At 41.2% G+C, this 25,567-nt stretch carries 27 protein-coding genes; 13 read left to right on the forward strand and 14 right to left on the reverse strand.

Going from position 1 to position 25,567, the window contains the following annotated elements:
* Positions 1-44 precede the first annotated feature (44 nt).
* The 4 genes from AACU33_RS30080 to AACU33_RS30095 all read right to left on the reverse strand — a co-directional run bounded on the left by AACU33_RS30080 (position 45) and on the right by AACU33_RS30095 (position 3,970).
* Positions 45-452: a hypothetical protein gene (locus tag AACU33_RS30080; RefSeq protein ID WP_096595436.1), complete on the reverse strand. Its 408-nt coding sequence runs from the start codon at positions 450-452 to the stop codon at positions 45-47.
* Positions 453-808: 356 nt separating this feature from the next.
* Positions 809-1,258, reverse strand: a complete 450-nt coding sequence (locus tag AACU33_RS30085; RefSeq protein WP_096593880.1) for a CAAD domain-containing protein — start codon at positions 1,256-1,258, stop codon at positions 809-811.
* Between the two features lie 198 nt (positions 1,259-1,456).
* A complete protein-coding gene (locus tag AACU33_RS30090) occupies positions 1,457-1,927 on the reverse strand; it encodes a BON domain-containing protein (RefSeq protein ID WP_096593882.1) in 471 nt (156 codons plus the stop codon).
* A 108-nt stretch (positions 1,928-2,035) separates the two neighbouring features.
* Entirely contained in the window at positions 2,036-3,970 is a 1,935-nt protein-coding gene (locus tag AACU33_RS30095) for a hypothetical protein (RefSeq protein ID WP_096593884.1), read from the reverse strand.
* Between the two features lie 553 nt (positions 3,971-4,523).
* Here AACU33_RS30095 and AACU33_RS30100 point away from each other — a divergent pair.
* The 4 genes from AACU33_RS30100 (at position 4,524) to AACU33_RS30115 (ending at position 10,721) form a co-directional block, all read left to right on the forward strand.
* A complete protein-coding gene (locus AACU33_RS30100) occupies positions 4,524-7,676 on the forward strand; it encodes a hypothetical protein (RefSeq protein ID WP_096593886.1) in 3,153 nt (1,050 codons plus the stop codon).
* Positions 7,677-7,990: 314 nt separating this feature from the next.
* The gene (locus tag AACU33_RS30105) at positions 7,991-8,473 is read left to right on the forward strand and encodes a polymorphic toxin-type HINT domain-containing protein (RefSeq protein ID WP_096593888.1); all 483 of its coding nucleotides are present in this window, start codon (positions 7,991-7,993) and stop codon (positions 8,471-8,473) included.
* Complete coding sequence (locus AACU33_RS30110; protein ID WP_096593890.1) at positions 8,463-8,705, forward strand: hypothetical protein; 243 nt, start codon at positions 8,463-8,465, stop codon at positions 8,703-8,705. Before AACU33_RS30105 ends, AACU33_RS30110 begins: the two co-directional genes overlap by 11 nt.
* A gap of 234 nt (positions 8,706-8,939) precedes the next feature.
* Complete coding sequence (locus tag AACU33_RS30115; protein ID WP_096593892.1) at positions 8,940-10,721, forward strand: KAP family NTPase; 1,782 nt, start codon at positions 8,940-8,942, stop codon at positions 10,719-10,721.
* 45 nt (positions 10,722-10,766) lie between these two features.
* On the opposite strand, the gene AACU33_RS30120 is transcribed toward AACU33_RS30115, so the two are convergent.
* Complete coding sequence (locus AACU33_RS30120; RefSeq protein WP_339376373.1) at positions 10,767-10,895, reverse strand: hypothetical protein; 129 nt, start codon at positions 10,893-10,895, stop codon at positions 10,767-10,769.
* A gap of 102 nt (positions 10,896-10,997) precedes the next feature.
* Between AACU33_RS30120 and AACU33_RS30125 the strand changes: the two genes are divergently transcribed.
* From AACU33_RS30125 to AACU33_RS30155, 7 genes are all read left to right on the forward strand, one after another.
* The gene (locus AACU33_RS30125) at positions 10,998-11,144 is read left to right on the forward strand and encodes a hypothetical protein (protein ID WP_339376374.1); all 147 of its coding nucleotides are present in this window, start codon (positions 10,998-11,000) and stop codon (positions 11,142-11,144) included.
* Positions 11,145-11,256: 112 nt separating this feature from the next.
* Positions 11,257-12,027, forward strand: coding sequence for a pentapeptide repeat-containing protein (locus AACU33_RS30130; RefSeq protein ID WP_096593894.1), 771 nt, complete (start codon positions 11,257-11,259; stop codon positions 12,025-12,027).
* A 62-nt stretch (positions 12,028-12,089) separates the two neighbouring features.
* Positions 12,090-12,713 (forward strand): TenA family protein, encoded by a 624-nt coding sequence (locus AACU33_RS30135; RefSeq protein WP_096595437.1) that lies wholly within the window; start codon positions 12,090-12,092, stop codon positions 12,711-12,713.
* 58 nt (positions 12,714-12,771) lie between these two features.
* The gene (locus tag AACU33_RS30140; RefSeq protein WP_339376375.1) at positions 12,772-13,287 is read left to right on the forward strand and encodes a hypothetical protein; all 516 of its coding nucleotides are present in this window, start codon (positions 12,772-12,774) and stop codon (positions 13,285-13,287) included.
* On the forward strand, positions 13,265-13,387 hold the full coding sequence (locus AACU33_RS30145; RefSeq protein WP_339376376.1) for a hypothetical protein: 123 nt from the start codon (positions 13,265-13,267) through the stop codon (positions 13,385-13,387). The genes AACU33_RS30140 and AACU33_RS30145 overlap by 23 nt, the downstream gene beginning before the upstream one ends.
* A gap of 106 nt (positions 13,388-13,493) precedes the next feature.
* Positions 13,494-13,817, forward strand: coding sequence for a hypothetical protein (locus AACU33_RS30150; protein WP_096593896.1), 324 nt, complete (start codon positions 13,494-13,496; stop codon positions 13,815-13,817).
* A 56-nt stretch (positions 13,818-13,873) separates the two neighbouring features.
* Entirely contained in the window at positions 13,874-14,170 is a 297-nt protein-coding gene (locus AACU33_RS30155) for a hypothetical protein (protein WP_096593898.1), read from the forward strand.
* Positions 14,171-14,210: 40 nt separating this feature from the next.
* On the opposite strand, the gene AACU33_RS30160 is transcribed toward AACU33_RS30155, so the two are convergent.
* The 4 genes from AACU33_RS30160 to sufB form a co-directional block, all read right to left on the reverse strand.
* On the reverse strand, positions 14,211-15,473 hold the full coding sequence (locus tag AACU33_RS30160; RefSeq protein ID WP_096593900.1) for a cysteine desulfurase: 1,263 nt from the start codon (positions 15,471-15,473) through the stop codon (positions 14,211-14,213).
* Positions 15,474-15,505: 32 nt separating this feature from the next.
* Positions 15,506-16,852, reverse strand: a complete 1,347-nt coding sequence (gene sufD / locus AACU33_RS30165; protein WP_096593902.1) for a Fe-S cluster assembly protein SufD — start codon at positions 16,850-16,852, stop codon at positions 15,506-15,508.
* Positions 16,852-17,640 (reverse strand): Fe-S cluster assembly ATPase SufC, encoded by a 789-nt coding sequence (gene sufC / locus AACU33_RS30170; RefSeq protein WP_096593905.1) that lies wholly within the window; start codon positions 17,638-17,640, stop codon positions 16,852-16,854. The genes sufD and sufC overlap by 1 nt, the downstream gene beginning before the upstream one ends.
* Positions 17,641-17,758: 118 nt before the next feature.
* The gene (gene sufB, locus AACU33_RS30175; RefSeq protein WP_096593907.1) at positions 17,759-19,198 is read right to left on the reverse strand and encodes a Fe-S cluster assembly protein SufB; all 1,440 of its coding nucleotides are present in this window, start codon (positions 19,196-19,198) and stop codon (positions 17,759-17,761) included.
* A gap of 243 nt (positions 19,199-19,441) precedes the next feature.
* Here sufB and sufR point away from each other — a divergent pair, with 243 nt between their 5' ends.
* Both sufR and AACU33_RS30185 read left to right on the forward strand, forming a co-directional pair.
* Positions 19,442-20,122 carry an iron-sulfur cluster biosynthesis transcriptional regulator SufR gene (sufR, locus tag AACU33_RS30180; protein WP_096593909.1) on the forward strand — a complete coding sequence of 227 codons (681 nt, stop codon included), beginning with the start codon at positions 19,442-19,444 and terminating at the stop codon, positions 20,120-20,122.
* Positions 20,123-20,160: 38 nt separating this feature from the next.
* Positions 20,161-20,412, forward strand: coding sequence for a hypothetical protein (locus AACU33_RS30185; RefSeq protein ID WP_096593911.1), 252 nt, complete (start codon positions 20,161-20,163; stop codon positions 20,410-20,412).
* Between the two features lie 26 nt (positions 20,413-20,438).
* On the opposite strand, the gene AACU33_RS30190 is transcribed toward AACU33_RS30185, so the two are convergent.
* From AACU33_RS30190 to AACU33_RS30210, 5 genes are all read right to left on the reverse strand, one after another.
* Positions 20,439-20,633: a hypothetical protein gene (locus AACU33_RS30190; RefSeq protein WP_339376377.1), complete on the reverse strand. Its 195-nt coding sequence runs from the start codon at positions 20,631-20,633 to the stop codon at positions 20,439-20,441.
* Between the two features lie 171 nt (positions 20,634-20,804).
* On the reverse strand, positions 20,805-21,086 hold the full coding sequence (locus AACU33_RS30195; RefSeq protein ID WP_339376378.1) for a Uma2 family endonuclease: 282 nt from the start codon (positions 21,084-21,086) through the stop codon (positions 20,805-20,807).
* A 129-nt stretch (positions 21,087-21,215) separates the two neighbouring features.
* Positions 21,216-22,271, reverse strand: a complete 1,056-nt coding sequence (ccsB, locus tag AACU33_RS30200) for a c-type cytochrome biogenesis protein CcsB (protein WP_096593913.1) — start codon at positions 22,269-22,271, stop codon at positions 21,216-21,218.
* Between the two features lie 176 nt (positions 22,272-22,447).
* A complete protein-coding gene (locus tag AACU33_RS30205) occupies positions 22,448-24,148 on the reverse strand; it encodes a DUF3352 domain-containing protein (protein WP_096593915.1) in 1,701 nt (566 codons plus the stop codon).
* A gap of 729 nt (positions 24,149-24,877) precedes the next feature.
* Positions 24,878-25,501 (reverse strand): chorismate lyase, encoded by a 624-nt coding sequence (locus AACU33_RS30210; RefSeq protein ID WP_096593916.1) that lies wholly within the window; start codon positions 25,499-25,501, stop codon positions 24,878-24,880.
* Between the last annotated feature and the right edge of the window lie 66 nt (positions 25,502-25,567).

Genomic DNA, 25,567 nt, shown 5'->3' on the forward strand with positions numbered 1-25,567 from the left:
TTACAGTACCTCTATGAACCTTCGACCATTGCGATCGCAACAAACTAAACCAGTCCTGGCCCTCTACCGCGAGTGTCATCCTTGTCTGTTAACTCGCCTTCTTTATCTTCATTGGCTTCGATGAGTTCTTCAACGCGGTTAGCTGTGTCTTGTGCTGCTGATTTTTGTGCATCGCCAGGTACTTCATAGTACATTTCTGGCTCAACTGCATAGTTGTTCAATAAACCTTCTTTATCAACTGTGTAGCCGTCTGTAGTGCGGATGCTTCCAGAGTCGGTTTGGTCGTCAGTTGGCGCGCTGGCTTCTCTTTCTTCTGTGGGGACTGTTTTATACAAGTCGCCTTCTCTTTCTTTACGCGCAGCAGTTTCCGCAGGGATAATACCTCTGTCATATACATCAGATTGAGCGCGATCGGATGAGTCTACTGCTTTGTTAACTTCTTTATTAGTCATAATCAAGTCCTCGTTAAACATTTTGTTGAATAACTTCTTGAACTAGATTAGGCTTTTACTCCTATATCGAGATACTATCTTTAGAAGTGAATTAATTAAGATAATCAACTATTTACTCTATCCGAAGATATATCTTAATTTCCGATCGAGGGCAAAATGCTTGCATTTAAGGTTATTGCACATTAACACTTCAATTAACAGCAAAGTAATTAATATATCTTTTTTATAAAAATATTTAATCAATAAAATAATAAGTTGTAGGATGGGCAGTACTTCTCCTACAACTTATTCACATATATTACTCGTACAGTTTAACAAGTTAGCATTTGCCTAATCTGCTGTTTCTGACATTAGTTTTAAGTTTCGCTATATTCTTCTCCTACAATTTGCTTTTGCCAATCTCGAATTTCATAGACTAATTCTTGCCGGGTCGAGGCTTTAAGTAGATAACGAAAAACAAACCAGGTTGTGTAACCAATTCCAATTAGCTCAAAAGTTGCTGATAGTAAGGGAATGCTATTGATTGCACCGAGGATCGCTAATACTACTTTCAATGTAACAATCGCAGACAAAATCAAAATTACGGTGAGCAATGGCTGTTTGTATTGATTGTAGAATCTGCCTAAATAATCGGGAAGCTGTTCTAAAATTTCAGCTACTTGACGACCAATTTGTCGCCATTGCTCGTTAGATTGAGTTGCTGGGGGTAGCTTTGGTAAGTTTTGATTGTCGGCGCTAGGAAGAGCTACCGTCGCTTCTGGTAAAGTAGAGTTTGCTAATTCAATTGGCTGTTGTTCGGTTTCCATATAATTTGTATTTGGGTAATGACAACAGTTTTGATAATTGATTGGGTGTCAATCAATATAATAGTCCCGATTGCAGCCGGAAACAATTTATCTCGTATCAAAAGTCTATAACCAATCATACAATTGTTTTTGATTATAGACTTATGAATATATTAAATTTTAGCGATGCCGCCCAATAAACTTAAATTAGACTTATGGCTATCTATTTTGTTGAGTTGGTGGAGCAACTGCTGCTTTATTAACTACTTTTGTGACACCTTTAATTTGCTTTGATAAAGGTTCAATCTTCGCTAACTGGTCTTTATTATTTACAGTTCCACCGACAGTAACTGTACCATCTTTTGCAGCTTCAACTGTGAGAGCGCCATTAGGAATATTAGCCTCTAATTTAGAACGAACTTCGCTAGCAAGGTCGTCTTCAGCTCTCTTTGTATCACCGCCACCAGCATTGTTACGTTGCTCGCGAGCGCGAATGTCAGAATTTAATTGTCTGCGGCGAGTCTCACTCTGAGCATCTTTTTGAGCAGCTTCCGTTGCTTCAGGACTTGGTCTTTGCACAGCTTCGTTAGGATTATTAGGTGCCGATTCACTTGTTTTCTCAGTGTTATTACAAGCAACAGCACCAAAAATTAGAAGACTGCTAATTAAGAAAGGTGTTAGCTTTTTCATTTCTTTGCTCTTGGTATAAAAAAAGTAAATTGTGCTGATGTGTGTGGGAGGTAGAAGGAGCAAATTTGATGTAATCTTGCTCCTTCTTATTGCTAAAATCTCTGCGTGTTAGAGGGTTTCATCTCGGCGGTCAACAATCACCACCGCAGGCTCGTCTCTATGAACCTCTCCTGGATGAGTGTGAGTTGTATCCACAACTGCTCTGTCGTGGTGATGCAGTCTATCTATGTCATGAGCGTCATAAACTGCGAATTCTTCAATTCCGCGACGTTTGAGGATGGTTTCAGCTTGATGAATTTCTGATTCTGTGCCATCAACAATCACTACATAGTCGCCTCTACCGAAGCGATCGCTATAAACGCGCGCCCGGTTCTCGGGTATTCCTAAGCCAACCAGTCCGCCTGTAATCCCGCCTGCGGCTGCACCTATAGCACCACCTGCGACTGTTGTGGCTAAGGCAGTAGCTACTGCACCACCTGCAATTACAGGGCCAACGCCAGGTATTGCTAAAGCACCCAGACCTACTAACAAACCGCCTAAACCGCCAAGGGCTGCACCTGTAGCTGCGCCAGCTTTTGCACCTTCATCAGCTTTAGTTGTTGTGGCGACGTTTCTATCTACACCAGTAGTCGTGCTACCAGTATTTACGCCAGCAATGCGATCGCCTTCATTATTTTTTGCAATGATCGAGACTCGACTCATCGGGAAACCAGCATCTCGCAATTCCGTTAATGCTGCTTCTGCATCGCGGCGGTGAGCAAAGACGCCAATCGCCCTTCTATTTAAGCGCACATCGCCAACTGGTCTATCGTGGGTAACTACTCTGTCGTGATGATGCACTCGATCGAGATCGGTGCCATCATAGATTGCGAATTCTTCAATTCCGCGACGTTTGAGGATAGCTTCAGCTTGATGGATTTCTGCTTCTGTACCATCGACGATAACTATATAGTCGCCTCTACCGAAGCGATCGCTATAAACTCGCGCCCGGTTTTCGGGAATTCCTAAACCAACCAATCCGCCTGTAATCCCACCTGCGGCTGCACCAATTGCACCACCAGTTACGGCTGTAGCGATCGCTGTAGCTGCTGCACCACCTGCGATTACAGGGCCAACGCCAGGTATTGCTAAAGCACCCAGACCTACCAACAGACCGCCTAAACCGCCAACAGCTGCACCTGTAGCTGCACCAGCTTTTGCACCTTCATCAGCTTTATTACTTCTGCCGACGTTTTGATCGATACCAGTGTTAACGCCACCAGTGGTAACACCAGCAATGCGATCGCCATCTGTGTTTTTGGCAATCAGCGAAACTTGGCTCATCGGGAAACCAGCATCTCGTAGTTCAGTTAGTGCTGCTTCTGCATCTCGACGGTGAGCAAAGACACCTATTGCGCGTTTGTGTCTGACAACATCCCCACGAGTACCAACGGGAGTATGAGGAACATCGCTAACTACACCGGGAGTAACAACCGCAGCACCAGGAACATCGTGTTCGCTGCGTGGTCGGTCATAAACATTGAATTCTTCGATATTCCAGCGTCTAAGAATTGGTTCGGCTCTAGCAATTTCTTCGTCTGTACCATCTACTATTACTAGATAGCCGCCTCGCTCTACTCGTTCGTTATAAACTCTGGCTCGTTCTTCAGGAATTCCTAAACCAATTAATCCCCCAAGTAAACCACCAGCTGCTGCACCTATAGCACCACCAGCTACAGTTGTCGCCAACGCTGTAGCTGCTGCACCAGCCAGCATAATTGGGCCAATTCCAGGGATTGCTAAGGTACCCAGACCTACTAATAACCCTGTCAAACCACCCAATGCACCGCCTGTAAGTGCGCCGGTTTTTGCACCGTCATCAGCTTTATCACCAACCTTCTCTGTGACCGGAGTACCAGCAATTTCACCGTTATGGTCTCTATCTCTGGCAATTACAGATACTCTATCCATTACGATGCCAGCATTGCCCAATTCGCGCAGTGCTTGTTCGGCATCACTACGATTATGAAATACGCCTATAGCACGTCTAGTTACTACAGCCATTTTTTTCTCCCAAATAAGAAAATCACTTAAACAGCTAATTTATTAAGCTCACTAAGCCTATTTATGCTTTTTTTCTATTAGTTTTCATCAATCATACGGAAGAAAATTGTTATCTATCATTAGATATAGATACGTTAATCAATATCTTAAAAAATGTTCCAATATGTTGTGATAGAAATGTATTTTTATGCTTTTTATTTTTTCATCTATTGGATGTTACTTGGCAGATTTTAGTGTTTTCGTCAATAAATATAGTTTTTTAATACCTTAAATAAAAACAACAAATTTCATTAATCGGAGCGTCAAAGCTGAAGGTAAAGTTTTGTATTAAATTTATATTTTTTTCCGGTTAAAAATTTTGTTCGCCACCTTCATTACTAAAATTAATAAACTCAAGTAGTATATCTACTTAATCATGAGGATGTATAACTTTTGATTGATAGATTTATTACTTAGGAAAGTGTATGTACCTATAACTGGTTTCTAGACTGATAAATAAGCCATTTCCTAGAGAAATGGAATTTCAACCATCGCACGTAAGAGAGATAATTCTATGTTTCAAACTTTTGAAACTATGTTGAGATGGGACTGGCTACCGTTGGGAATAACATCCACAAGCGGAATACCAGAAGTTATCAGTCCAGAAAGAGTATCAGTTGTGTTTTCTAGTCCGAAATTTTTTGTGGCATTCTTGGCTGGTACTTTAATGGCATTAGCCTTTCAATTACTGTTAACAAATTTTTCTGTAGCAGCAGGCATTTCATCATGGGAGATTGATACAGATGATGATGGCGATCGCTCAGAAACTTGGGGACATAAAATTCGCGAAGTAGAAGGTAAAGTTGGCATTTGGGCATTAATTACCGCCACCATTTCTTTATTCGCTGCTAGTTTTTTAGCGGTGAAACTGAGTTTAATTCAAAGTGCCCTATTTGGAGCGATTATCGGTGTAGTCATCTGGTCTACTTTTTTCTTTTTGGTATTTTGGTTAGGTTCATCGACAGTAGGCTCCTTAATTGGTTCTCTGGCTCATACCTTGACTTCTGGTTTGCAAAGCCTCACGGGTACGGCTACTGCTGGTATCGGTGCAAATTTGGCGCAAAGACAAATGGTTTCTACTGCTGAGGAAATCACAGCGGCCGTGCGGCGAGAATTAACTTCAGGTTTTGACACCGATAGTATTAGGAATACGCTACAAAGTTCCTTAAATTCTCTCAAAGTACCAAACCTAGACTTAAAACAAATTCGCTCTCAATTTGATAACATACTCAGCGATGTTGACTTCCAAGGAATCGCTAATAGTGATGCACTTCACAATATAAATCGCCAGACATTTGTCGATCTAATTAGCGAAAGTTCAAATTTGTCTCAAAGCGACATCAATAGAATTGCCGATCAATTAGAAACTGCTTGGCAACAAGCTTCATCGCGCCGAAATCCCACAGAGCAAGTAATTAATTTGCTTAAATCTGCCACTCCTGAAGAATTAAATTCCGAAAATTTAGGCGAGCGACTTCAGCAATTAGTTGGAGTTGGCGGAAGAGGAAATGGCAACGGTAGCAATGGCGTACTCAAGCAAGCTGTTCAATATGGTGTAGGTGCAGCTGTCCCATTAGTATTAGATAAAACTAACCTATCTAATATTGATTTGGGGAAAATTACGAATCAGTTGCAAAAGCTGAAAGACAAAGTTCAAGATATAGATGTTGAGAAAATCACCCACGAACTGCAACAGTTCACAGATAAAACTACTGAGCAACTATCGCAGCAATTACCAACATCCAACCGCAACAATATTAAAGCAGATGTCGAGGACTACATCTCAAATTCTTTTCCTTGGCATTTTAACCGCCTGACAATTAAAGATGAATTCCAAGATATCATCTACGATCCACAAGCAGATCCAGCTACTACAAGCAGAGAGTTAGAAGAAATCAATCAAGAGTATCTAACCGAATTGCTAATCCGGCGAAGCGATCTCAGCGAAGCGAGAGTGAAAGAAATTGTTCAGCAGCTAGAAAGCATTCGCCAAGAAGTTTTAGAAACTGTGCAACAAGGTACAGCTAAAAAACAATGGCAAGATGTGCGTACCCAGATCGAAAATTATCTGCGTTCGACGGGGAAAGAGGAACTCACCCCGGAAAATATTCAGCGTAATTTTTCCGAGTTGTTAGAAGATCCAGAAGCTGGTTTAGAAGTTTTACAAGAACGCTTCTCACAATTTGACCGTGAGATATTTGTCCAAGTTCTTCAGCAACGTCAAGACCTCAGCGACGAGCAAGTTAATAACATTGTTGGTCAACTCGAAAGCACTCGCGACTCTGTATTGAATAATGCGAGAGAATTACAAGAGCAAGCGCAAGCAAAAACCGCTGAACTGCGCCAAAGAGTAGAAGACTACCTGCGCAATACCAACCAGGAAGAACTGAATCCTGAAGGTATCAAACGCGATTTTAGAACTTTACTCGAAGACCCACAAGCAGGGATTTCTGCGTTACGCGATCGCCTATCGCAATTTGACCGCGATACTTTGGTACAATTGCTCTCTCAGCGTCAAGATTTGAGCGAAGAACAGGTTAACCAAGTTATCGATCAACTAGAAAGTGTAAGGGATAGCGTCTTACAAGCACCGCAAGTATTAGCAGGTAAAGCTAAAGAACAATACGAACAAACTAGCGCCAAGATTGCAGAATATCTGCGTAACACCAATCTAGACGAACTCAACCCAGAAGGTATTCGCCAAGATTTAGAAACCTTACTTTCCGATCCGCAACAAGGTGCTGCGGCTTTACGCGATCGCCTATCGCAATTCGATCGCGATACTTTGGTACAACTCCTCAGACAACAAGGAAACTTAAGCGAGGAGCAAATTAATCAAACAATCGATCGATTCCAAGAAGCGATTGGTAGTATTGTCAATGTGCCACGACGCTTGGCAAACCGGACTACGCAAAGAGTTGTAGATTTTGGCAAGACTCTAGAAAATTACCTGCGTCACACTAATAAAGAAGAACTCAACCCCGAAAGTATCAAGCGCGATTTGCAATTACTACTGCAAGATCCGCGATTGGGAATTGGTAACTTAAGCGATCGCCTCTCTAGATTTGACCGTTCGACAATTGTCAGCTTACTATCGCAACGAGAAGATATCTCCGAAGAAGAAGCCAACCGCATTGTCGATCAAATCGAGTCTGTGCGCGATTCCTTGAGCCAGCAATATCAGCAGATTCAGCAAAGGGTCCAATCGGTAATTGGTAACTCCTTTGGTAGAATTCGCGACTATCTCAACTCCTTAGATCGTCCCGAACTCAACTACGAAAGCATTCAGCAAGATTTCGCTAAATTGTTTGACGATCCGCAATCCGGATTTGAAGCTTTACGCGATCGCCTCAGCCAATTCGATCGCGATACCCTAGTTGCGATTCTCAGTTCGCGCCGCGATATTTCCGAAGAAGATGCTAACCGCATCATCGATCGAGTAGAAGCAGCACGAGATAACGTACTCCAACGCGCCGAACGCATCCAACAAGAAGCGCAAAAACGTATCAAAGCCATCCAACACCAAGCCAAAAAGCAAGTTGAAGAAACCAAGAAAAGCGTTGCAACTGCTGCTTGGTGGCTATTTGGTACAGCATTGACTTCTTTAGTTGCAAGTGCGATCGCTGGAGTCATCGCCGCCACAGGTGGTTTAAACTTCATCAGTTAAACATTCTTGTCTGGACATCAATAATTAGTTCATCCAACACAAACTCAGCTTGCTTTTTGAGCAGGCTGAATTTTTTTGATTTAGGCTTATACTATTTCCCAAAATTTTGCGAAAGATAAAGCATGGACAATGAAGTTATAACCTGTGTTGGCTCGCCAAAATTTTGATAAGTTTGTAGCCAGCCCTTTAGTATAATTTCCCTTGATATCATTTCGATATAAAAATGCATATTATTAGCCTGATGGCGTTAATCTAAAACCTCACATAGAATTGTTATCAGAATTAATTTGATGCCAATATAGTAAAAAACTAACATGAGAAATCGGTATATTTTGACCAAAATCTTCAGCATTGGTCTAATTATTTTATTATTTTTTGCGTTTTGTATAACTGATGTTGCTTATGCACGTGGAGGTTGTTTTGCAAGTGGAACTGCGATTTTGACCTCTGAAGGCGTTCAAGCTATTGAAAGCTTACATACTGGTGACAGCATTATTAGTTATAACTTCACAACCCAACGTCCTGAAATTGGACATATTGGTGATGTTGAAGCGCTTTCTTCTCCCGATTACTATTTAATAAATCACAAAATTAAAGTAACAGCTACTCATCCCTTCTATATCAAAACTCTTACAGGGGTAAAGTTACGAAAAGTCCAACAACTTAAAATAGGCGATCGCCTGATTGCAGAAGGAGGCAATTTTCCTATTATTTCTAGTATTGAGTATATCCAAAAACCTCTTACTGTCTATAATCTTATATCTGTTAATCCAAACCACAACTTTTATGCAGTTTGATATTACTTATAAATCTGAATTAATTGAAATTGCACCGATTAGTTTTAAGCAGGTGGAGAATTACCATATTTTTAGATTACAGGTGAATGCTAAGACAATTAACTTTGTGTTGTCTCCTAAAGGATACGTGCTGAGTGGTGAATCTACACCATTATTCTTTAGCGAGTATTGGGATGTAAGTGTAAACTCTGCCAAAAATTGGTATTTGAAAGACATTAGCCAAATTCTCTAAGAAATTTAATAGCTAGAAAGCACAAGGTTTTGCGATCGCTATAATTTTTACTACTAATAGTATAAAAAGATACGTAAAAATTACATCCAGTAATTCTAGTATCTTCGCTAGCTACAATGTCACTATTTACATAAGCCTTGAGGCAATAATTTTACTAATAATTTCTATCGTCAGGTTATCATTGCTCACCCTAGTCATTGTGGCACGATCGCAGTATGAGTAAGAAAAGTTTTTATGCCACATACGGAAATTAACGATATATCAGCAGACAGTTCCTTAATCGATCCGGAAAAAGATCTACTGGGACACGCCAACTTTGCCAAGTATCTCGCAGATAGCATTTGCAAAATGACTTTTCCCGAAGGCTTTGCGATTGCAGTTTACGGTTCTTGGAACTCTGGTAAATCTACACTATTAAACTTTGTAGTTCACTATCTCCAGCAAAAGCCAGAGGAAGAACAACCAATCATTGTTCCTTTTAATCCCTGGTTATTATCTGGACATCAAAATGTCACAAGACGCTTTTTTGAGCAAATACAAAACGTTTTAAGCAAAGAGTCATCTGTACCAAAAAATTTTAAAGAGAAACTAGCTGAGTTTGCCTCCGTTATTTCAGATATTCCTCTACCTTATGCTCAAACTGGCAAGGCATTAGCAGCATTATTGGATGAAAAAGACAAAGAAGCTGCGGAATTAAAAGAAGAAGTGGAAGACAAGTTGTTACAGCAGCAGCGGCGAATAGTCGTAACAATTGACGATATCGATCGATTACCAGCTGACGATATCAAGCAGCTTTTTCGCATTTTCAAAGCAATGCGGCATTTTACTAACGTTGTCTATCTTCTGGTTTTTGATAAAGAAATTGTAATGAGAACAATTGCAGAAACCAAAGAAATATCAGCAGAAGCATACTTAGAAAAAATTATTCACGTCAGTTTTGAGTTACCTGTTTCTAGTAAAACCTCACTGCGTAGGCTGCTTTTTGCCAAGCTCGATCGTATATTTTCTGATACACCAAAACAACTAATTAACCAAGCTCGCTGGAGCGACATTTACTTTCAAGGAATAGATTGCTTTATTACTAGCATCCGAGATATTGTCCGTTTTGTGAATACTTTAACAGTCACATATCCAGCAGTAAAAAATGAAGTAAACCCTATAGATTTCATTGCTATTGAGGCTGTGCGAGTTTTTTGCCCAAATATATATAGTATTATCCATCAAAATCCCGACCTTTTTGTAGGAAATTTATACCCTTCAATAGATGAACTTAAAAATCTAGTTAATACCTGGATTGCACAACTACAAGATGAATATAGGCAGCCTATTAAGTATTTATTAATGCATCTTTTTCCTAAAATAAAATCAATTCTTGATAATAGCTATCTAAATGAACAACAAGATTTGAAATGGCGTGAACAACTACGTGTTTGTAGTGGAGAAAATTTTCCCATTTACTTTCGTCTATCTTTATCACCAGTCGAAATATCTAATACCCAAATCAAATTTATTTTTGGTTTGCTGGGAGAACCAGAAACATTTAGAAACCATCTTACAGAACTAGCTAAACAAAAACTTCCTGGCGGCACAACACAAGCTAGGCTATTTTTAGAGCAGCTAGAAAATTCTACTAACCAGGATATTTCTGTAAATTATATACCCTCAGTTGTAGAAGTATTATTTGATGTGAGCGAGCAATTTTTATTGTATCAAGATAATGAATCTAATGGCATTCTTGATTTTAGTAATGAAGTTATCGTTAGCCGTTGTATCTCAAACCTCTTGCGTCAAATTGATGAAATATCAAGATTTGAGATAATAAAAAAAGTAATTACTCAAGGTAAAGCGTTACCAATAATTAATCATAGAATTGCAATATTAAAAGAGCAGCAAAGTCAATATAGTATAGATAAATATAACTATGAAGAAGGGTGGCTTTTGAATGCACAACACTTTAAAGAACTAGAGGACTTAATTGCTAGAGTGCAGATAGAAAGCGCTCATACCCATAAATAATGCAAAATCTACATTATAAGTAATATTTATTAACAATGCAGCCTCCTAAATTGATGAATTGAGGCTCAACTCTTCATCCATCTTTAACGTAGAAGTAGCATTATCCAGAAGAGACAAATTCTCACAAAGGCTTTTAGCGCGATCGCGATCGCAAAACCGTAAGATTGAAATCACAGGAAAACTTAGCGGTTATCACTTAGGTTTACGGCAAAACAAATAATACTTAAATGCGAATCCGCCTGGATTGTTACTTGGCGATTGTGGGGAGTAAGTATTATGCTCGAAAAATTCTTATTAGCTGTTGGTCTAACCTTTAGTCTGAGTTTATTTACAGGAATGAACTGGTCTGCTCCCAGCCAATCAACTGGTAGCATCAACCTAAATCATTATCAAGCATTCAATGTTACTCAACTTGTTTGGTAGTTATTAATACTAAATGTGGCGAATGGCTGAGATTATTCATATCATAGGCTGAAGTATAAATATATCTCAGCGGAAGCTGAGTACTGAGTAACAGATTATTGCTATAGAGAATATGAAAAGCCAAATTCTAGCCACAACCGTATTTTTAACCACAATTAGCTTGACAACGAGCGTTCAAGCAGCAAACTCAGAACATGTTAGACAGTTATTGGCAACTAAACAATGCCAAAACTGTGACCTGATAGGTGCAGGTTTAGTATTGGCTGACCTATCTGGAGCCAATTTAAGCGGAGCCAATCTTGCAGGTGCTAACCTTAGCCGTGCAAACTTGACGGGTGCTGATTTGCGAGGTGCAAACTTGACGGGTGCTAGTTTATTCGGAGTCAATCTGAATGCTGCTAAACTCACTGGAGCAAATTTAGCAAATGCAGACTTAAGAAACTCCTATCTAGCCAATGCAGAGTTAAATGGAGTCAACCTCAATAGTACTTATCTTCAAGGCGCAGTTGGTATACCCTCACAAATTGCCACCGCAGAAGAATTTTATGCTTGGGGTGTAGCAGAAGCCCAAAGAGGCAATACACCCCAAGCAATAGAGTATTTTAATCAAGCGATCGCAACCAAAACCGAATACGCAGAAGCTTATTTAGCACGTGGTGTCGCTCGTTACCAAGTATTAGATAGACAAGGCGCATTCAAAGATGCCCAAGTAGCAGCGAAAATGTTTACAGACCAGAAAAATGCTCCTGGTATCCAAACAGCGCAAGCATTTATTAAAGAATTACAAACACCCCCAGATGGTAAAGTGAATGTTGGTAAACCCAGCTTTTTCGACTTCTTGGGTAGCCTTGGTTCTGTCTTGTTTCAGTTCTTTCCCTTCTAGGGCGACAAGGAGGAAAAAAACGAAGGGATGCCCAATGCCCCATGCCCCATGCCCCATACACAATGCCCTTATCCCTTGAATTGTGGACAGCAAATCAAGATTTAGCCCAAGCTTGTCTAGAGCATCCTTTTGTTCAAGGCATTGCTGATGGTAGTCTTGAGCTAGAAAAATTTGCTTATTATGTAGGACAAGATGCTTTTTTCTTAGAAGCTTTTGCCCGCGCTTACAGTGTCGCTGCGGCAAAAGCACCAGATTGGCAGGGATTCAATACATTTCACGCCCTAGCTGATGGAGTGTTGCAAGAACTAAAACTACATGAAAGCTATGCTACGCAATGGGGAGTTAACTTACAGGCTGTAGAACCAGGTGCAGCTACCCGCCGCTACACTGACTTTTTATTAGCGACTGCTTGGAGTGGGGATGTAGGTTTAACATCTGCGGCGATGTCTCCATGTATGCGCCTGTATGCTTTTTTGGGAGAACAGTTAGCTATTAATGGTATTCCTAATCATGCATATACAAACTGGATTCAAACTTACAGCAGCGCAGAATTTCAACCTTTAGCACAACAATTAGAAACTTTAGTTGATAATTACGCGATCGCTACACCGTTAGTACAATCTACCTATCGTTATGCCATGTTCTGTGAACGTGACTTTTTCCAAGGTGCATTGACATCGCAATAGTTTTGCCATTCATAAGTTAACTATACTCATAATATACTTATCAAGTTAACCAACTATTATGGGTCAAGCGGGTGAAACAAAACGGCAAAACTTCAACGTTCTACCTGAACAAGAAGCACAAATTGAGTGGTTGCGAGTCGCAATGGGTGCAGCAACTACTAAAGAGACGATTCTGCGCTCAATTTCCGTGATGACTGTTCTCCACAATTATCTGCAACAAAGCTATCAAATCCGACTTGTGACATCAGGCGAACAAATTCATCTGGTAATTCCAGAATTAGAGCCAACACCACAGTCTATGTGGCAATATCTGGTATCGCGTCCCCATCCTTGGCGAAAACAATTATACGTAAAAGGGCGACGGTTGTTAGCTTCCACTGTTTGGCAAGATATGCAGTTGAATAATCTGTCTCCTGAAGAAGCAGCCGAAAACTGTTCTCTACCTATCGCTGCTGTTTATGAAATCATTAGCTACTGTGAAGCTAACCACGAACTCATCAAGATGGAAGCTGAGGAAGAACGTTATCGTCTGGAACAGGAAGGAGTGAGAGTTGAGTCTCAAGCTGCTGGTTGACGAGGATACACAAGCACGTCGTCTTATTGAAATGTTGCGAGTAGATAAGCACGATGTATTAACAATTAGTAAAGCATCGCGTTGCAATACGATCGCATAGATCTGCAAGTGAGTTGCAGAGAAAATAAGGCGTTTTAGTTAAAATTAAAGACGATGGTCAAAAAGTTTGTATATATAGCAAAGCTACTACAAAAAATTAAAAGCTCATGACAGCAAGCAATATCAGGCAGCAAATTTTAGGGCACATTGAAGCATTACCCTCACAACAAGTAAAAAGTCTCCTAGTAACATGGTTGAATGGTTCAGAAGGAGATTTAGAAGATTTTCAGCGATTATTAGCAAATCCACCGACTCAAAACACAGAAGAATCATTTGAGTATGGTGAAATAGACACAGCATTAAATTTTCAACCGCTTACTGAAGATGAAATGGTTCGCCAAAGCAAATCTGCTCTCGAAGCTTATCTTCGCACAAGTTCAGGAGTAGCTCATAATCGCGTGCGCGAATGGGCAGTTTCCCAATTTCAGTAATTTTAATTTTTAGCAGTTATAATTACAGGTGCTTGTTGCTAAATTTTATATGACTTATGAGCGAAGCCAATACTGAATATCAAGCCCTACTTGATGATATGATTAGGACAGGGAAACTAAAGCCGGAATATAAAGAGATACTCTTAGAAATCGGTGAGTTGGGAAGCAAGGCTTGTAATTTAGGGCTAATTGATGGTTTGAGTTGGTGTGAAGATGCTCATCAAGTTATTCTCGATCAATACGAAATACTGATTCAACACAACAATTTTTTGTATTTAACTTTCTCAGAAACCCGCGACTATCTCAAGAATTTAATTGCTAGTGCAGAGACTGAACAATTAGAAAAAGTTTAATATTTACAGATTAAAAAAGCTGGGCATTGCCCAGCTAAAATTAAGCAAATATTCCCGCAAAAAAGTCAATAGTCTCCTTCAAAGCCTTGATAAAAATATCAATTTCCTCACGGGTATTGTAGAAATATAAACTTGCCCGTGCGGTTCCCGCCACATTTAAGTAACGGTGTAATGGTTGAGTGCAGTGATGTCCAGAACGGATGGCAACGCCTTCTTGATCTAATAATGTAGATAGGTCATTGGCATGAATATCTGTTACAGTAAACGAGGCTAAAGCGGCTCTACCTTCACCTTTAGCATCTGGTTTCGGCCCGTAAATTTGAATTTGGGGAAATTGCGCTAATTGTTGAAACAAATAAGCTGTTAATTCCGCTTCATAAGCATGGATTTTATCCATACCTATATTAGTAAGATAATCGACTGCTGCACCAAGAGCGATCGCTTCCCCAATTGCAGGTGTACCCGCTTCAAATTTATGGGGTAATTCCGCATAGGTGGAATGATCTAAATATACTTCAGCAATCATCTCACCACCACCAAAAAATGGTGGCATAGATTCTAATAGTTCTAATTTGCCATACAAAAAGCCTATCCCAGTTGGGGCGCACATTTTATGACCGGAGGCCACTAACCAATCACAGTCAATATCTTGCACGTTTATAGGCATATGAGGGACACTTTGGCAAGCATCCATTAAGAATTTCGCACCGTATCTGTGAGCGATCGCAGCTATTTCTTTCACTGGATTGATGCAACCCAAGGTGTTAGAAACATGAACGACTGACACTAATTTAGTTTTAGCAGAAATTAGTGTTTTGAACTGCTCAAAATCAAAAGTTTGTTCGGGAGTGAGTTCGACAAATTTGAGTACCGCACCCGTTTTTTGCGCTACAAATTGCCAAGGAACTATATTACTGTGGTGTTCCATCACCGACAGAATAATCTCATCTCCCGGCTGTAAATTATTCATTCCCCAGCTGTAAGCTACCAAATTAATTGCTTCACTTGCGTTGCGGGTGTAAACAATTTCTTGGCGTGATGCAGCATTGATGAATTTGGCAACTTTATCTCTAGCACCTTCATAAGCATCAGTAGCTTGAGCGCTGAGAATATGCGCGCCTCGATGCACGTTGGCATTATACTGCTGATAATAATCTCGCAGGGTATTTAGCACCGAGAGAGGCTTTTGAGAAGTAGCAGCATTATCCAAGTAAACGAGGGGTTTACCGTTGACTTCCTGATGCAAAATCGGGAAGTCAGCACGAACTAAATCGGCTAGGGTTTTGGTAGAAGTAAATGTCATTGGTGATTTAGTCAATAGTCAAGAGTCAATAGTCAAGAGTCAAGAGAAATTGACTTGAGATTATTGACTGTGGTTAATAGGCTTTGTCGCAGGGAAGCAACGGGGATTTTATTGATGATTTCGGCAGCAAAAGCGTTAATTAATAAGTTCCGGGCGGCATTTTGGTCAATTCCCCGGCTTTGCAGATAGAATATTTCATCATCCTCTAACTGGCTAACAGTAGCACCATGAGCGCACTTCACATTATCTGCGGTAATTTCCAGTTGAGGTTTGGTATCAACTCTCGCTTTCGATGATAGTAGCAAATTCCGGTTTAATTGGGCTGCGTTTGTTAGCTGTGCTGGCTTAGGCACAAAAACCTTACCGTTAAATACTGCATGAGCGCGATCGCCTACAATACACTTATGCAATTGTTCACTTTTACCATAGGGATGATTCAGCGCGATCGCACTGTGAGTATCCGCTAACTGATTCCCAAAAATCATCGTCAACCCGTTGAGAGTGGTTTCCGTTTGCTCGCCAGTTTGCAAAACCTCTAAATTATGGCGTGACAGCTTCCCACCAAAACTAATCGCGTTACAAGTATAACGACTATCACGCGCCTGAGCGATCGCCGTCTTCCCAACATGAAACGCCTCTCCACCTTCTCGCTCAACCCTAGTGTGACTTACCTGGGCATTCTCCGCCACCCAAATCTCCGTCACCGCATTCGTAAAATAAACTCCCCCCTCTGTGTTCTCTGCGTCTCTGTGGTTCCTATATTCCTCCACCAAAGTCACCTGCGAATTACTTTCCGCTACCACCAAACAACGCGGCTGAGAAATCGTCGCTTCTTCTCCAGCAACAGAAACAAACAATAAATGAATTGGCGTGTCAACTACTACATTCTTTCTCACCAATACCACTGCCACATCAGCCAAGCCAGCAGTATTCAGCGCCGTGAGAACCTCTTGCGTACCCTCAGTTTTAGCCAAATACTTGCTAATACCTGCCTGTACATCATCCGCTAAAGCTGTCAAATTTCCGACAACTACACCCTGAGGTAAATCGATAGCCGACAACTCTGGCGCATATACACCATTAACAAACACCAAACGACTATTCGCCGCTTCCGGTAAAGCCAACGCCGAAATATCAGTAGGAACTTGCTTCCCTAACTGAAATTCCACCTTGCGCAAACCTGACAAATCAGTAAAGCGCCATTCTTCCTCACGGGTTGTAGGGATATGCGAGTGACTTACCCAATTAGCAGCACCTTGACGTAAACCTTCTAACCAACCTGCTGCTGTTTGTTGACTTACCCGACTTAATAACCCAGTCAGATAATCATCCTTATCCAACAAATTAGCAATCGAACTGGGAGAAACTTGAATAGTCATTACACACCCACCTCAACCGCAGCTTCTTCCAAAATCCAGTCATAACCGCGAGACTCTAACTCTAGCGCCAACTCCTTACCACCACTAGTAAGAATTCTTCCGTGCGCCATTACATGCACAAAGTCAGGCACAATATAGTCAAGCAAACGCTGATAATGGGTAATCATAATCGTCGCATTTTCCGGACTGGCTAATTGATTCACCCCATTCGCCACAATTTTCAGCGCATCAATATCCAAACCAGAATCAGTTTCATCCAAAATTGCTAACTTTGGTTCCAACAGCGCCATTTGCAAAATTTCATTGCGCTTCTTCTCACCACCAGAAAAACCTTCATTCACACTGCGGTTGAGGAAAGCGGGATTCATCTTCACCACTTCCAACTTTTCCTCTACCAAATCATCAAAATCAAAAGCATCCAGTTCTTCCAAACCCTGTGCTTTGCGGCGAGAATTATAAGCCACCCGCAAGAAATCTAAATTGCTAACGCCAGGAATTTCTAAAGGATATTGAAACGCCAAAAACACACCCGTTCTCGCGCGTTCCTCCGGTTCCAATTCCAGCAGATTTTGTCCTTGAAAAATTACCTCACCACCAGTCACCTGATATGCTGGATGTCCCGCCAATACCTTAGAAAAAGTACTTTTACCAGAACCATTCGGCCCCATAATCGCATGAATTTCGCCCGCCCGAACTTCCAGATTCACACCCTTAAGAATCGGCGTTCCATCAACCGTTGCTGTCAGATCCTTAACTGACAGCACAACTTCACTATTTTCAATAATCATGTTCTCTCTCTCTTCTCTCTCTTCTCTCTCTTCTCTTCGCGTTCTTCGTGTCTTCGCGGTTCGTTAATTCAACCCCACACAAACACAAATTTATCAGTGTGAATCTGCGATTTAAATCTTACCCAACAGAACCTTCTAACTTCAGGCTCAATAACTTATCAGCTTCTACTGCAAATTCCATCGGTAACTGATTAAACACATCCTTACAGAAGCCGCTAATCATCATTGAAACAGCATCTTCCGCAGAAATACCTCGTTGCGCAAAGTAGAATAACTGATCTTCGCCAATCTTAGAAGTCGAAGCCTCATGCTCTACCTTCGCCGTATTATTTTGTACCTGAATATAAGGGAAAGTATTGGCATGGGCATTATCGCCAATTAGCATCGAGTCACACTGGGAATAGTTTCTCGCGCCTTCAGCTTTCGGATTAACTTTTACCAAACCGCGATAGCTGTTACTAGAATTACCAGCAGAGATACCCTTAGAAATAATTGTACTGCGAGTATTTTTACCAACATGAATCATCTTAGTCCCGGTGTCAGCTTGCTGCATATTATTTGTCAGCGCCACCGAGTAAAATTCACCCACAGAATTATCACCCACCAACACGCAGCTGGGATACTTCCAAGTAATTGCTGAACCTGTTTCTACTTGCGTCCAGGAAATCTTAGAATTCACACCTTGACACAAACCGCGCTTGGTAACAAAGTTATAAATTCCACCTTTGCCGTTAGCATCACCAGCGTACCAGTTTTGCACTGTGGAATATTTAATTTCCGCGTTATCTAAAGCCACCAATTCCACAACCGCCGCATGGAGTTGGTTGCTGTCATACATTGGCGCGGTACAACCTTCCAGGTAGGAAACATAGCTACCTTCTTCAGCCACAATCAACGTGCGCTCAAATTGTCCCGTATCGCCAGAGTTGATGCGGAAGTAGGTAGACAGTTCCATTGGGCATTTTACGCCTTTAGGAATATAGACAAAAGAACCATCGCTAAACACAGCAGCATTCAAAGCCGCAAAATAATTATCAGCTACCGGAACCACGCTACCCAGATATTTTTTTATCAGTTCTGGATGTTCCCGCAGTGCTTCAGAAATGGAACAGAAAATCACGCCATCTTTAGCTAGCTTTTCTTTAAATGTCGTAGCGACAGAAACGCTATCAAAAATTGCATCAACAGCAACGTTTGCTAGACGCTTTTGTTCAGATAGGGGAATACCTAGCTTCTCAAAGGTTTCTAGTAGAGTCGGATCTACCTCATCCAAACTTTCCAGCTTTTGTTTTTTCTGTTTCGGCGCGGAATAGTAGATGATATCCTGATAATCTATGGGGGGATACTTGACATTAGGCCAAGTTGGTTCTGTCATTTTCAGCCACTGGCGATACGCTCTGAGGCGAAACTCCAGCATGAATTCCGGCTCGTTCTTCTTGGCGGAGATCAAGCGGATAATGTCCTCGTTTAGTCCACGCGGAATAGTGTCGGCTTCAATATCAGTGACAAAGCCGTACTTGTAAGGTTGGTTGACTAAGGTTTTGACAGTGGCGCTCATCGGTAGTAATCTCTCGTGTTCGTGAAAATCTCTTTAAGGATGGGAGACGGACTGTGTTTGAGCCGATTCCCATCTGGGGTTACAGAGTGGTTACACGGCTGTTAAAATAGGGATAGATACTAAAACAACAACAATGTTGTTTAACTTATCTTCATTTTACGCTAGATTAACAACAACAATGTTGTTAAAGTCAAATTTTCAAATAAATTTTTTGGGACGTTCGCGCAGCGTCTAGCAGAGAAGATGACGACTACCCACCAGTCCTCAACGAAGCAAGATATTCTAGAGTATCTCCTGAAACACTCACAAGCCACCGCTTTTGAGCTAGCCGAAGAGTTGGATATTAGTCCGCAAGCGATTCGCCGCCATCTCAAGGATTTGGAGGCGGAAGAGTTAATTTTAAATTCAACAATGGTACAAGCGGGGATGGGGAGACCGCAGCATGTATATCAACTGAGTTCTAGAGGACGCGATCGCCTGTATCGTCAAGATAGCGATCGCTTGGGTGATAGTTACGGAAATTTTGCTGTTTCCCTGCTGGATACTTTAGCAGAAACGGTAGGTAAAGACCAAGTTAAAACCATTTTACAAAAACAATGGGAACGCAAAGCCCAAGAATACCGCGATCGCCTTGGTAACGGTTCCCTCAAAGAACGAGTCGCCAACTTAGTAGAATTTAGAAAAGCAGAAGGCTTCATGGCAGAGTATCATGCTGTAGAGCCTGATGATTCCACAAAGAGCGATCGCTTTCTCTTCATCGAGCATAAATGTGCTATTTCTAATGTTGCCGAATCCTTCCCCAGCGTTTGCGGCCATGAACTAGAAATGTTCGCCGCAGTCCTCCCCGATTGTACAGTCGAGCGCACCCACTGGATTATCAATGGCGAGCATCGTTGTGGGTATTTAGTCCAAGCTAGGGAATAGGGGGACAAGGAAGACAAATGACAAATGACAAATGACAAATGACTAATTCACCATCAGAACAGTTTTTAAGTTTGGAAGAGTCAGCAAAAGTAGACGGGGCTTTGTTATCTTCCTCGGAAAAATTTTTAACAAGATTGACAATTTCATCCCTGAAGCTTTTAAAGCATATTGCTCAAGAATATGGTGTTGCTATCGAAGATTTGACCACACCACAACTAATTGCTTGGTTTGAAAAAGATAGCAAAATTAAGCGCGAACAAGGAATTGAAGCTTCATTTTTGAAGTGGTAAAGCTGTCTTTTTATACACAAAAATAATTAAAGTTTTTGGATCTGACTTGCAGCGACAATTTGTTTAACAGTAATTTGTAATTCTGGGAAAGTGACAGGGATAATGCGGTCATTACCTGTAAACTTTTGCACTTGATATTGTCCATCAATTAATTGATAAACAAACACTGTGGGAAGTTTGGGATTACCGAGATAAGCACGAGAAGCGATGTCTATCGACAAGCCGCTTCGCGTCTACGCTAAATAATCCACAATCCAATATTAAATAATACCCAAGCGTTGATACTAATATAGTTTATCAATATAATCATCATCCCAATTAGTTGAAGTCACTTCTACAGCCAGTTGAATCGGCTCAATTAACGCCCCATAAGTTAGTACATTACTATTCCATTATGATGCTTTAACTACACCTACATCAGGATTTCTACCTTGTTCTTCTCCCGTAATAGAAAATGTCCTAACTACAACATCTTTATCCGCAATATAGTCAAGTTCTAACCGCCTAATTTCATCATTGAAGCCCAACATCAGAAATCTGGCTACATTCTTATGCGCCCTAGTAGGTTCGACTTTGATAATCTCTCCATTTACCAATTCATAAATACCAGAACCATCAGGATACAGTTCTAAAAAATCCGCAAAAGTTAATTTCTGAACTGGAATCTGAACCATATTGATTAATAACTAAATACAGAATTTAATCTCATCAAAACTCTGCGTACCTTGGCGCTGACTCCGGGTGACTCTGCGTTTAAAACTTAATTATCCCTCTCTCTACTAACAGAGAAAGGGATAAATTCCTTATAAAAACCAACCGTAAGAATGCAAACCTTTACCTAAAAGATTCACACCCAAATAGCAAACCCAAACAACAATCAAACCACTAGCAGCTAAAATTGCCGGACGACGCCCTTGCCAACCGCGAGTAATTCTGGCGTGGAGGTAGGCGGCGAAAACTAACCAAGTGATTAATGCCCAAGTTTCTTTAGGGTCCCAACTCCAATAAGAACCCCATGCTTCATTAGCCCAAACCGCACCGGCAATAATTCCAATTGTTAATAAAGGAAATCCCAAACCAATAATGCGATAGCTAATGTTATCTAGAGTTTCAGCTAAACTCAGCCGTTGGGGTGAAAGGGATTCAGCATCTGTGACGGTTTCCGACTGCGGCGCAGTTACTAAATCTAAAACTGCGGTTTTACCGTTACCATTGCTATTGCTTTCGTAGCGAACAAAACCATTATTGTCAGCCGCAGGTACTTGCGGTTCAGTAACTAATTCACCTGCTTTGTGTAACTTATAGCCATTGCTGCGATAGCCACCAGTACCAACAGAACTGCCTTGGAGTTGGATATTTTGACCGCGAGTGACAATCAAAAATGCGATCGCTAACAAAGAACCCACCATCAAAGCAGCATAACTTAACATCATCACGCTAACGTGCATCATTAGCCAATTTGACTTGAGTGCTGGTACTAAAGGTTCTGCCGTTTGCATTTGCGATGGCAGCGTCAATGTAGCAAAAGCTGTAATCCCCATCGCCACAGGCGCAGTCACCACTCCCACTAAGCGGCTGCGGCTAGAATTTTCGGCAATCAGATGAATAGTGGTAATTCCCCAAGTCAAGAAAAACAGCGATTCGTATAAATTGCTCAGTGGAAAATAACCAGCCTCTATCCATCGTGCCCCTAATAAAGTAGCTATGCACAAATTTGCGATCGCCATTCCAGCTGTCCCCAAAGCTGCAATGGCTGGCAGATTCGGAAAAGCTGCCCCTACCCAATACACCAGCATGGTGAGGAATAAGACGGCAAAGGAAGCATTGTCCAGCCAGTTCTGGAGTACAACCAGATTCATAAAGTGTTCTCCCCAGTGGATTCTTTAAAAATTTTGATGCTGACTGTTCTGATCCTATCTGCTTAGAGGTTATTGGGTCATAGGTTTTTTGAAAGTGGGCATTGGGCATTGGGCATTGAGTATAGTTAATAACTCTTTTTATCCTCCTTGTCTCCCTTGCCCTCCTTGTCCCTTTCCTAAGAACGATCGCTTTTCTTCAGCGCGAAAAAAATATCATAGCGGGTACTGCGACTATCGCTCACAGCAGTTGTCACGCCAATCGAACGGGTTGCTGCTAACCAAGTTTGTTGATTGGGAAATAAAGTCGGTAGTGGAAAATTTTTCGCTGTCTGTTCCACATCCAAGAAAAATTGACCATTTGTGGGATTGGGTTCTGAGGGTACTGTTGTTTGAAAAGGAATAGTGCTGGCTAGGGTATTACTGGGTTTCGGAACAATTTTATCGACGATTGGCGCACCCACTACTAAGAAAGCAACATCTCCATCTAACCAGCCGTGGGTAGCGGTTAAGGTGCCAAAAGGCGCAACCCAGTTGATAACAGGTTTACCAGCTACCGTTCCAGGTTGAATTTGGAACTGGTATTGAGTTTTCATTGCTTCATCGAGCTGTTTTAAGGATGCTTCAGCCAAAGTGCGATCGCTTGCCTGTACCATAAACAGCAACCCAGCCCGAAAATCTGCTGTTGAAGCATCTTTTGGCGTATTAGGAATTACTGATAATGAAAACTCACCTTTCATCCACCGCAGGAAATCCCGTTCTAAGTCCAAATTTGTCAAAGATTTCACACCAGCCCGCATTTGTTCTGGAGTGATTGGTGACAGGGGGTTTCCTTGTGATGTTAAAACATAGTCTCCCCACAAGCGCTGTAAATTCCCACCAGAAAGCATCATTAAGGTTTCTGCTGGCACTAGGCTTTGCATTCTCCCAGCTTGATTTTCCACCGCCAGCACCCGCTGACTATTCGGGTTAAGCCAGGAAACACCTTTAAAACGTATTCCTTCTGGCTCTAAATTAATTGTCCCCGCCAAGCCTTGGTTATTCTGAAGTTGAGCCAAAACTTGGGCTGGTAATTGGCGATTGGGCGCAGCCGCAGCTATCCTAGCAGCTATGGGCACATTCACATAAAACTGAGCAAAAGGTTGGAAATTGGCGATTTTAGGAAAATTTTCGGCAAAACCTCCTGTCGTTGCGAGGGAAGTTTTATTTTTGTAGGCGTCTATTGCTCGTTCTGTAGCTTTGGGATTATCGCTAATTACTAAAAACTGCCCATCTAATAATGTTGCTGAGATGTTTTCTCCTGCTTGGCCATCGGTTTGTTTGATAGCAAAACCTTGATATGTGCGGTCAATCCATTTACTTTGTTTGAAAGTTTTGGGTTGAGCTAAAAGGTTTTTGGCTTGTTCTGGGTTTTTGACTGGCAGAACCATTACCATCGATTGCTGGCTGCTAGCAGCATCTGCATTAGTAGAAACTGGTTTGGGTGCTGGTTGACTAGCTTGGGGTGCGAGAACAGCCAGCGTTACTTCATTACCTACCCAAGGTTGAATATCTTTTTGAAAGTCATAACCATTACTAGTTAGAAAGCGATCGCGTAATTTTACTAAATTTTTATCTAGTTCTGCTTGGCTTTCTTTTGTCCCGTACTGCCGCAATTGCTGCCATTGTTTAGGGTCTGTGGTTAGAGAAATCGCAAACAGGGCATCTTGAGGAATAATATTTGCACCTACTGGCAAATCTCTAGAAAATGGTTGCCCTTGAGTTAATAACCAGTATGCTGCGCTTCCCAGACCTATCAATAATCCAGCAGCAGATAGTGTCAGCACCAGAGATGGTTTCTTAGTTTTCTTCATTGGAACAGACACAATAGGCAGCGTCATCGAAACCTACACCTCATACTTACGAACTCACTACTTAATTGGTCAAGTAAACTAAAAAGGTTCCCACGATCTAGGGCAGCAAATTACATTAAATTTATCTAGCTTAGATCGTTAGATGCCCTTTAGTTATCAACTTTCCCAACCATTTCAAAAGCTTTGTTTTTGTGGTTAATCACCTTTGTTAACACACTTTAGTTGATTCTGCTGGACAAGGTGGAAATTTTTCCACCATCAATCTGTTATCCCAAGCTATCTGAGAATATAACTAACTTGCCAAAGCTGCAAGTCATCAGTACAGCTATATTATTTTACCTAAGCAATATGTTGCATTTACTGTGTCATAACGCGATCGCTACTGCGATCTGAAGTAAAAATCTGAAAAATTAGATACTAGCTACGCACACAGTTACTCATATTAAATGAACTAATTTTCAAACATTATTTGCCATTCTCGATGATAAATGGTTAATTTATTTTCAATAAAGCAAAAATATTAATATTATCGTTATCATTCACAATTTTTATGCGTAATAATCTTAATTTTACAGATTCTGTAGTTATCTAAGGTAGAGATGCACTCACCCTCTGTAGAGTTATTGTTAATTTTTGTTATTATTAAACATTAATAAAAATACTTATGCAGTTATCAATTACATAAAAGTTTACGTTCTTACGTTACTTTCTGCCTTTCAGCCAAAAGCTCAGAAAAAAAACTTGAGTTTTAGCTGTTTAGGGATTGCTAGAAGATAGCTGCATTGGGCCCAAATATTTAGTTAAATAAGGTGAGAAAACTTCATATATTAATGTCAACGGCTGTCCGTGATGCCAAAACAAATAATGGCGACCCCAAAAAGGCCCGCTTACCCCAAAACCAGACTCTAAAGCAGGCGAGCAGCCATAGTAAATCCCTTGGACGTCCCGATACAACTCAGTACGCAAACGCGCTAAACTAGCCCAAATCGGTAATGAACGGTTTTGTAAATACTCATCTACATGGCTTGCTTCCCACCAAGAAGTAGCATAAGCCAAGCGCTGACCGGAAGCAGTACGCAGCCAAACCTGTCGCCGCAGCCGCGGGCCTGGGACAGCTTGAATTAAATCGGGAGCAGCATCTGAGTCCATGCCAATTAATGACATATCAATTACGTCCACTTCCGTTGGCTCGCCTGTCAGCAATTCTAGATGACGCGTTGGTGAGCCATCGCCCAAAAGTAGCATTTGCCAAGTAGGTGCCAGCTGAGAGTGGGGCAAACTTTGCTTAATTACGTCCTCCCCACCTTGCCAAATCGGAGTCAGACGATGCCATGCTGCTGGCAATGTTAAGTTGTTTGTCGGCCTAAAAATTGCAGTCAATGTTCTTTACAAAAGTTCACCTATTTCTATAAAAGCATAAAAAACTGGTATTAACTCTAGATTCCT

It is taken from the genome of Calothrix sp. NIES-2098 (genome assembly GCF_963875125.1).
Lineage (GTDB): Bacteria > Cyanobacteriota > Cyanobacteriia > Cyanobacteriales > Nostocaceae > Aulosira.

Excerpts from the sequence above, each read along its gene's own strand:
- AACU33_RS30080 (WP_096595436.1), bottom strand. The coding sequence starts at position 452 with ATGACTAATAAAGAAGTTAACAAAGCAGTAGACTCATCCGATCGCGCT.
- AACU33_RS30085 (WP_096593880.1), bottom strand. The coding sequence starts at position 1,258 with ATGGAAACCGAACAACAGCCAATTGAATTAGCAAACTCTACTTTACCA.
- AACU33_RS30090 (WP_096593882.1), bottom strand. The coding sequence starts at position 1,927 with ATGAAAAAGCTAACACCTTTCTTAATTAGCAGTCTTCTAATTTTTGGT.
- AACU33_RS30095 (WP_096593884.1), bottom strand. The coding sequence starts at position 3,970 with ATGGCTGTAGTAACTAGACGTGCTATAGGCGTATTTCATAATCGTAGT.
- AACU33_RS30100 (WP_096593886.1), top strand. The coding sequence starts at position 4,524 with ATGTTTCAAACTTTTGAAACTATGTTGAGATGGGACTGGCTACCGTTG.
- AACU33_RS30105 (WP_096593888.1), top strand. The coding sequence starts at position 7,991 with ATGAGAAATCGGTATATTTTGACCAAAATCTTCAGCATTGGTCTAATT.
- AACU33_RS30110 (WP_096593890.1), top strand. The coding sequence starts at position 8,463 with ATGCAGTTTGATATTACTTATAAATCTGAATTAATTGAAATTGCACCG.
- AACU33_RS30115 (WP_096593892.1), top strand. The coding sequence starts at position 8,940 with ATGCCACATACGGAAATTAACGATATATCAGCAGACAGTTCCTTAATC.
- AACU33_RS30125 (WP_339376374.1), top strand. The coding sequence starts at position 10,998 with ATGCTCGAAAAATTCTTATTAGCTGTTGGTCTAACCTTTAGTCTGAGT.
- AACU33_RS30130 (WP_096593894.1), top strand. The coding sequence starts at position 11,257 with ATGAAAAGCCAAATTCTAGCCACAACCGTATTTTTAACCACAATTAGC.
- AACU33_RS30135 (WP_096595437.1), top strand. The coding sequence starts at position 12,090 with ATGCCCTTATCCCTTGAATTGTGGACAGCAAATCAAGATTTAGCCCAA.
- AACU33_RS30140 (WP_339376375.1), top strand. The coding sequence starts at position 12,772 with ATGGGTCAAGCGGGTGAAACAAAACGGCAAAACTTCAACGTTCTACCT.
- AACU33_RS30150 (WP_096593896.1), top strand. The coding sequence starts at position 13,494 with ATGACAGCAAGCAATATCAGGCAGCAAATTTTAGGGCACATTGAAGCA.
- AACU33_RS30155 (WP_096593898.1), top strand. The coding sequence starts at position 13,874 with ATGAGCGAAGCCAATACTGAATATCAAGCCCTACTTGATGATATGATT.
- AACU33_RS30160 (WP_096593900.1), bottom strand. The coding sequence starts at position 15,473 with ATGACATTTACTTCTACCAAAACCCTAGCCGATTTAGTTCGTGCTGAC.
- sufD (WP_096593902.1), bottom strand. The coding sequence starts at position 16,852 with ATGACTATTCAAGTTTCTCCCAGTTCGATTGCTAATTTGTTGGATAAG.
- sufC (WP_096593905.1), bottom strand. The coding sequence starts at position 17,640 with ATGATTATTGAAAATAGTGAAGTTGTGCTGTCAGTTAAGGATCTGACA.
- sufB (WP_096593907.1), bottom strand. The coding sequence starts at position 19,198 with ATGAGCGCCACTGTCAAAACCTTAGTCAACCAACCTTACAAGTACGGC.
- sufR (WP_096593909.1), top strand. The coding sequence starts at position 19,442 with ATGACGACTACCCACCAGTCCTCAACGAAGCAAGATATTCTAGAGTAT.
- AACU33_RS30185 (WP_096593911.1), top strand. The coding sequence starts at position 20,161 with ATGACTAATTCACCATCAGAACAGTTTTTAAGTTTGGAAGAGTCAGCA.
- AACU33_RS30195 (WP_339376378.1), bottom strand. The coding sequence starts at position 21,086 with ATGGTTCAGATTCCAGTTCAGAAATTAACTTTTGCGGATTTTTTAGAA.
- ccsB (WP_096593913.1), bottom strand. The coding sequence starts at position 22,271 with ATGAATCTGGTTGTACTCCAGAACTGGCTGGACAATGCTTCCTTTGCC.
- AACU33_RS30205 (WP_096593915.1), bottom strand. The coding sequence starts at position 24,148 with ATGACGCTGCCTATTGTGTCTGTTCCAATGAAGAAAACTAAGAAACCA.